6 protein-coding genes are annotated in these 7047 nt (G+C 43.7%); 4 read left to right on the top strand and 2 right to left on the bottom strand.

Features of this window, described 5'->3' with window-relative positions; all coding sequences use genetic code 11:
* Positions 1-489: 489 nt before the first annotated feature.
* Together F6J99_RS39025 and F6J99_RS39020 are read left to right on the top strand one after the other, a co-directional pair.
* Positions 490-699, top strand: coding sequence for a hypothetical protein (locus F6J99_RS39025; RefSeq protein WP_293121427.1), 210 nt, complete (start codon positions 490-492; stop codon positions 697-699).
* Positions 700-794: 95 nt separating this feature from the next.
* Positions 795-1346, top strand: coding sequence for a response regulator (locus F6J99_RS39020; protein ID WP_293121425.1), 552 nt, complete (start codon positions 795-797; stop codon positions 1344-1346).
* A 69-nt stretch (positions 1347-1415) separates the two neighbouring features.
* Here F6J99_RS39020 and recR read toward each other — a convergent pair whose 3' ends face one another.
* Positions 1416-2012, bottom strand: coding sequence for a recombination mediator RecR (recR, locus tag F6J99_RS39015; protein WP_293121423.1), 597 nt, complete (start codon positions 2010-2012; stop codon positions 1416-1418).
* Between the two features lie 251 nt (positions 2013-2263).
* Here recR and F6J99_RS39010 point away from each other — a divergent pair, with 251 nt between their 5' ends.
* Positions 2264-5203, top strand: coding sequence for a UvrD-helicase domain-containing protein (locus F6J99_RS39010; protein WP_293121421.1), 2940 nt, complete (start codon positions 2264-2266; stop codon positions 5201-5203).
* 550 nt (positions 5204-5753) lie between these two features.
* Positions 5754-6080, top strand: a complete 327-nt coding sequence (locus tag F6J99_RS39005; protein ID WP_293121419.1) for a hypothetical protein — start codon at positions 5754-5756, stop codon at positions 6078-6080.
* Positions 6081-6263: 183 nt separating this feature from the next.
* Here F6J99_RS39005 and F6J99_RS39000 read toward each other — a convergent pair.
* Positions 6264-7047: FAD-dependent oxidoreductase (locus tag F6J99_RS39000; protein ID WP_293121417.1), on the bottom strand; the 784-nt coding region annotated here is incomplete at its 5' end.

The following is a 7047-nucleotide window of genomic DNA, read 5'->3' as shown; positions in this document are numbered from 1 at the left end:
CATATCTCTTAATGGGGTGGACTTTCACCACCATCCGTTAAACAGTTAGAAATTCGGGTTTTTCCCGCGATTCCCCTAAGTCATACCCCTCCTATCTCAGGAGGCTCCTACTTAGAACGAGCCGCACTCTTCTTTAAGGTCAAGCAGTGGCGGGTCTCTCTCCCGGTTGCGCCTCGGATTTGCAGCCTGTACCCATATCTAAATAATACTCTAGCGCGCAGGTATTGTCAACCTTTTTTGGCAAAATTGTGTCTAGGCGACTAAAGTCGCAGCGAGCCTACATCCGGTGGTTTAAAACGCGGGGTTTTGGCTTGTGGGAATTTCCATAACTGAGCCATATCAAGTACTTTGCATCGGAATCCGATTGGCCTTAGGCCACGCTACTTGAGGTGCATAACACCGGACCAGCAGAGCCTTAACACCCGTTCACCCTGAACGGGTGTAGGGTCTTACCCTAGAATGGCACTAACTATAGCAATCCTAAATCAATTGAGAGAATGTTTGTTCTCTGTTCCCTACTCCCTGTTCCCTACTCCCAGATCCGCTGTTCCCTTTGCTATAGGGATAGGTTGTCATATCTCCCACACCTTTTTATCTGGGCATGGCTATAGATTGATAGGGCTGAGTTATCTTAGTTGGGTAGGTCGTGACTTGTCGATCATCGCTAGGCAAACTGGTACTCCCCTGCTCCTAAGTTAGGGTGTCCACATTAGCCTCTGGAGTCGGCGACAGTCGCTTCATTCAACATTTGTTTTTTTAAAATTACCTCAAACTACCTTGGAAAGGAGTCAGTCGTGGCAAGTCATAAAATCCTGGTAATCGATGATAGTACGGTAATCCGCAAGCGTGTCAAAGAGATGTTACCTCCGGGTTTTGAAGTCCTCGAAGCTAAAGATGGGGTGGAGGGAATTAATTTAATTTACCAGGAAGAACCTAACTTTATCATGTTAGATTTTATCCTGCCAAAAATGAGTGGATTGGAGATTTTTGAGAAACTTCAAAGTGAGCCTAAATTACAAAGAATTCCTCTGGTATTAATGTCAGGACGAAAAGAAGAGGTAACTGCTAAAATCAAAGAACCTTTTAAGTATTTTTCCTTTATTGAAAAGCCTTTTAATAAAAAGCAGCTGACGGATGCTATCAAAGAATCTATGCAAAAGGCTAAGAAGCGACCAGCAACTCCTGCACCAGCAGCAGTTAGTGCAGCTACCGCTGAGTCGTCAGTCGCATCAGCTCAGGAAATTGCACAGTTGAAGGCAAAGGTTGCCAAAATGCAGAAGGAAATTGATGCCTTAAAGAAACAGTTAGGTCAGCTGGTGACGTTTATTAAGCAAAAGTTGAAGTAGTTTATGGAAAGATCGAGGATGAAATATCTTCCCACTTGATACTTCATCCTTTACTAATTCTTAGCCCAATTACTCTAACTCACGGCGTCCTTCTAAGGCTCTAGCTAGGGTGACTTCATCTGCATATTCTAGGTCTCCGCCCATGGGTAAACCAAAGGCAATCCGGGTCACTTTGGTAAACGGCCTGATCAGTTGACCTATATATAGTGTGGTTGTCTCCCCTTCTACACTGGGATTGATGGCTAAAATCACTTCTTGAATCGTTTTCTGGCTGACTCGTTGTACAAGTTGCTGGATATGGAGTTGTTCTGGACCAATGCCATCCATGGGGGAGATCACGCCTCCGAGAACGTGGTATTTACCTCGGTACTCGCGGGTTTTTTCGATGGCAATCACATCCCTTGAGTCGGCAACTACACAGATAGTCTTCTCGTCCCGGTTGGAATTGCGGCAAATTTGGCAGACCGGTTCAGCAGACAAGTGAAAGCATACTCTACAGAAACCAACTTGTTGTTTGGCTTCCATCAACGCTTGCGCTAGGGCTTTGACTTCCGGTGTTGGACGCTTGAGGATATGAAGGGCTAGTCGTTGAGCAGTCTTTGGACCAACTCCAGGCAGGCGTTGTAGCTCTTCAATTAAGCGAGCGAGGGGGCGTGTGTAAACCATCGAGTCAAGAATCGGGAGTAGGGAATCGGGAATCGGGAATCGGGAATCGGGAATCGTGAATCGTGAATCGGGAATCGTGAATCAGGAATCGTGAATCAGGAATCGTGAATCGGGAAAGTTTTCATTAAGCATTGAGCGCTGCTAGGTCATCGGATATTTAGAATCACACTCGAAAAACTAAACATTAGAATAGCCTCAGCTATAAGATAAATAGATCTAGATAGATCTGCGATCGCATTTTATCCGCCCCTATGAGTACAACCCCTGATTTCCTGAGCCACCTCAACCCTTCCCAACTTCAAGCTGTTGAACATTTCTGCGGTCCGTTGTTAGTTGTTGCTGGTGCTGGGTCTGGCAAAACCCGAGCCTTGACCTATCGCATTGCTAATCTAATTCTCAAACACAAGGTCTCACCAGAAAATATCTTAGCGGTGACGTTCACTAACAAAGCCGCACGGGAAATGAAAGGGCGGATTGAGCAAATATTTGCTCAGCAGCTGGCGGAACAGAAGTATGGTCAACGGTTGGAGCTTCTGCCAGAAGACCAACAAACCCAGTTGCGATCGCGTGTTTACAGAACCATCACCAAACCGTTGTGGATTGGCACCTTCCACAGTCTGTTTGCTCGGATTCTCCGCTTCGATATCAATAAATACCAAGATGATCAGGGACGGAAGTGGAATCGGAACTTTTCCATCTTTGACGAATCCGATGCCCAGACCGTGGTTAAAACCATTGTCACTCAAACCTTAAATCTTGATGACCACAAATTTAACCCCCGTTCTGTGCGCTATGCCATCAGCAATGCCAAAAATCGCGGTTTATCTCCCCAGCAGTTTGAGCTAGAACAGTCGAATTTCCGGGGACGAGTGATTGCTGATGTCTATAGTCACTACCAAGAGCAATTAGCTGCTAACAATGCTTTGGACTTTGATGACCTCATCTTAGTGCCAATGAGGCTATTCCAACAGAATGAGTCGGTCTTAAGCTACTGGCATCAGCAATTTTATCACATTTTAGTCGATGAGTATCAAGATACCAATCGGATTCAGTATGAACTGATTCGCTTGTTGACTACCAAGGGCGAAACTCGAAAGAGTCAGTGGGATTGGCAGAATCGCTCAGTTTTTGTAGTAGGGGATGCAGACCAGTGTCAGCCACCAGGTACTCAAGTACTGACTACAGAGGGATATGTCCCAATCGAAGCACTAGACCCAAATCAACATCGGTTAGTCAGCTATAACCCTCTTTCTTCCGCAGTAGTTGGCAGAGTGGAAGGTTATCGTTTCAACAAAGCCAGTCGTCCTTTTAGTGGCCATCTGATTGAGGTAACGGTTGATAGCCAAACTACTCGCTCCACACCAAACCATCGATGGCCAATCCGGTGGAATCAGCAAGCTAAGGAAAAGACTCATGTTGTCTACCTAATCCGCCGAGGTCAGTGGTACCGAGTCGGATGGTGCAAGCTATTTAAAAGCGATGGTGGATTTCAGTTAGGCTATCGAGCCAGGGTTGAGAAAGCAGATGCCGCTTGGATTCTCGTGGTAACTGACAATCGGATAGAAGCTTCCTTCAAAGTCTCTTATATTGCCGCTCGCTATGGTATTCCCACTGCCCCGTTTGAACCAATTAATGGTGCCACTGAGTACACTCGTCAGATGCTGGAGCAGTTATTTAATGCACTGAGTGATGTGTTACCAGAACGGGGAATTTCCTGTCTTCAAGACTTTGGACTCAACCCAAACTACCCAATTTACAGGCCTGACATTGCCTATCAAGGCGGACGAGGGAAAAGTACTATCGAGCTAGCAGCAATTAATTTATTACCAGAACTGATGGATATAGCCGTCTATCAGGGTGGCAAAACAGTGGTTTGGAAACCAATTAGGATTCAGCGTCAGGAATACAGTGGCTTGGTGTATAGCCTAGAGGTAGAGAAGCACCATGTCTACTTTAGCGATGGATTGCTTACTCATAACTCTATCTACAGTTTCCGAATGGCAGACTTCACCATCCTTCTGGGTTTTCAGCAAGACTTTGGTGACGGTTTACCGGACCAAGATACTCGCACTATGGTCAAGCTAGAAGAAAACTATCGCTCTAGGGAAAATATTCTTCAAGCTGCTAACCACCTGATCGAAAAGAATACCCAGCGGATTGATAAAGTTCTGCGAGCAACACGGGGTATCGGGGAAAAAATCTATTGTTATAGCGCTGATGACGAATTGGAAGAAGCTCAGTTTGTAGTCAGTAAAATTATCCAGCTAAAACGACAAAATCCAGAAATCGATGGAGGCAGTTTTGCTATTCTTTATCGTACTAATGCTCAATCCCGTGCCTTTGAAGATGTCTTGATCAGAGCGGATATTCTCTATACTGTAGTTGGTGGGTTAAAGTTCTATGACCGTAAAGAAATTAAAGATTCTCTGGCTTACCTCAGAGCGATCGCAAACCCATCCGATACTGTTAGTCTATTGCGCATTATCAATACTCCTCGACGAGGTATTGGACAAACTACCATTAACAATCTGGTTGCAGCTGCCCAAGAATTAGGAGTTCCTCTGTGGGAAATTATCAGTGATGAGACCTCAGTTCATACATTTGCTGGACGATCAGCTAAAGCAGTAAAGAAATTTGCTCAGCTTATGTCTCAATGGCAGCAGCAATTGGAAGAGCGATCGGCATTGGAGATTCTAAAAGGGATTATGGAAGAGTCTGGTTATATTGGCGATTTAAGAAACAAAGGTACTGAAGAAGCTGAGAATCGATTGGAAAATATTGTAGAATTGTTTAATGCAGTCCAGCAATTTCAAGAAGAAAACGAAGAAACGAGCTTAGAAGGGTTTCTTGCTAATGCAACTCTTGCCTCTGACATGGATAACCTCGAAGAGGGCAAAAAAGCAGTTTCTTTAATGACCCTTCACTCTGCTAAAGGGCTAGAATTTCCGATTGTCTTTCTAGTCGGCCTAGAGCAAGGACTGTTTCCTCACAGTCGTAGTCTCAGAGATCCTGTCGCGTTGGAGGAAGAACGGCGTTTGTGTTATGTAGGGATTACTCGCGCTCAGGAACAACTGTTTTTGTCCCATGCTCATGAGCGCCGCTTTTATGGGAATCGGGAACCAGCTAACCCTTCTCAGTTTCTTGAAGAGTTACCCTCAGAGTTAATTGAGAGTAAAGTGGGAATATTTTGATAGTCTCCTCGGTCTGGGGGGGTGACATGGAAGCTGAAATCATTACTGGGTAATAATTTAAGTCCATAAGTTACTTAGCGATGCAGTGCCGCCAAAGGGGGTTCCCCCCATGAGCAACTGCCGTGGTTTCCCCCATGAGCGACTGCATCAAGACAATGAATTGAGGGTTAATTTGGGACTTTATATTCCATGAGTTTATTCGCATCAAAGCCTTATATACTAAGCTTGTTAGGGCTCATGTCACCCCCTCAGATCCCTTTGTCAAGGAGTTCATTTGTTATCGTAATTTGTTCTTTTCCCCCAGCCTCCTGATTAAGTCTACCTTATAGCTTCTTTAATACACCATAAAGTTAATAAATATTACAAAAACATAGACCTATCTTGACAAAATAAAAAAAAACCTGTAGGGTTTCTCTGGTAGCTAAAAAAGTATTCTATATTCGTCGAAATACTAGGATATTTTATGGCAAACCATGGTACAGGAATCCTAGATTGTTTATGATAACTTTCTGGGAAAGCCGGCAATTGGATTCTAAAGGAAACAGTAACAATGAATAACCAAGTTTTTGGTGGTCTAAAGCGCATGCTTTCTGACATTCTCATTTTTGGAATGGTCTTCTTAATGGTAGGCTTCTTTGCGCTCACTCCAGCTGCTTTTGCAAACTGGAATGAGGAGTGCAACAATGAAGGATGTAGTAATGGTGAATTAAATGACCTCTACAGAAGCTATTCTGAAGAGTGTTTATTAGAAGGCTGTGCTAACGAAGAAATGTATGAGACCGCAGGTAATCCTAATTCAGTGTGTCCAATGTTTTCTGACTTTAAGGACAAAGGCTTTTACGTAAGTCCAGACTCCTTGGGTCAGTTCCGTTGCTAAGCATTCCTTAGGGGAGGCCCTTAAAATCAAAAACAACTAAACAGAACTGTTAGGTATTTTATTATATCCTAGCAACCAACAAGTTTTTTGATTTGCCTTGTATTGATGCATGCTTTGTATCAATACAAGGCAGGGTTTATTCAGAACTATGCCTGGTTAACGAGCAAGATGCGTTTACCCTGGTTACCGTATGTCGGAAAAAGTGAGTTTGGTAGCGCTAGACACAGAGAAAATTTGGCGTACGTTGCGTTCTCCTGTCAGATAATCTCTAATCCAACTACCCAAAACAGTTAAACGATTTGATAAACCGGGAAGATAATATAAATGGATACCTAACCATAACAGCCAAGCTAACCAGCCTTTTAAGGAAATTCTGCCAAACAGATAAGCTACTCCTGCATTGCGAGCAATAATTGCTGCTGTTCCCTTGTTGAAATAATTAAAAGGTTTGAGAGATAATCCTCCAAACTGTCGTTTGAGATTACTAGCGACTGCCGTTCCTTGCTGTAAAGCTTCAGGTGCAATACCTAAAAGTGCTTTGTCGTCTTGCTTAACATAGGCAACATCTCCCACAGCATAGACTTCTGGATGTTCTAATAATTGCAAAGTTGAGCGCACACAAACTTGATCTTTCCTAGCTGTAGCTAACTTGTCAGAGTCTACAGGAAGATTAGCTTTTACTCCTACAGCCCAAATAATAGTGCCTGTTTCAATTATCGAACCCTCTTCTAATTCAATCGCTCCAGGCATGACCGAAGTAACACGAGTTTTAAAATGAATTTGAACTCCCCGACGGCATAGGGCTTGCTCAGTGTAGTCTCCTAAATGATCGGGAAAATCAGCAAGCAATCTATTTCCTGAATGAATTAAGATTACTTTTACTTGTTTTAAATCAAGTTCCCGATAGTCTTTAGCTAAGGTATCTGTAATTAACTCAATTAAAGCTCCTGCCAACTCTACCCCTGTC

Source organism: Moorena sp. SIO4G3, from assembly GCF_010692305.1.
Lineage (GTDB): Bacteria > Cyanobacteriota > Cyanobacteriia > Cyanobacteriales > Coleofasciculaceae > Moorena > Moorena producens_A.
The sequence above is the reverse complement of the archived record's forward strand: the minus strand, read 5'-3'. Positions and strand labels throughout refer to the sequence as shown.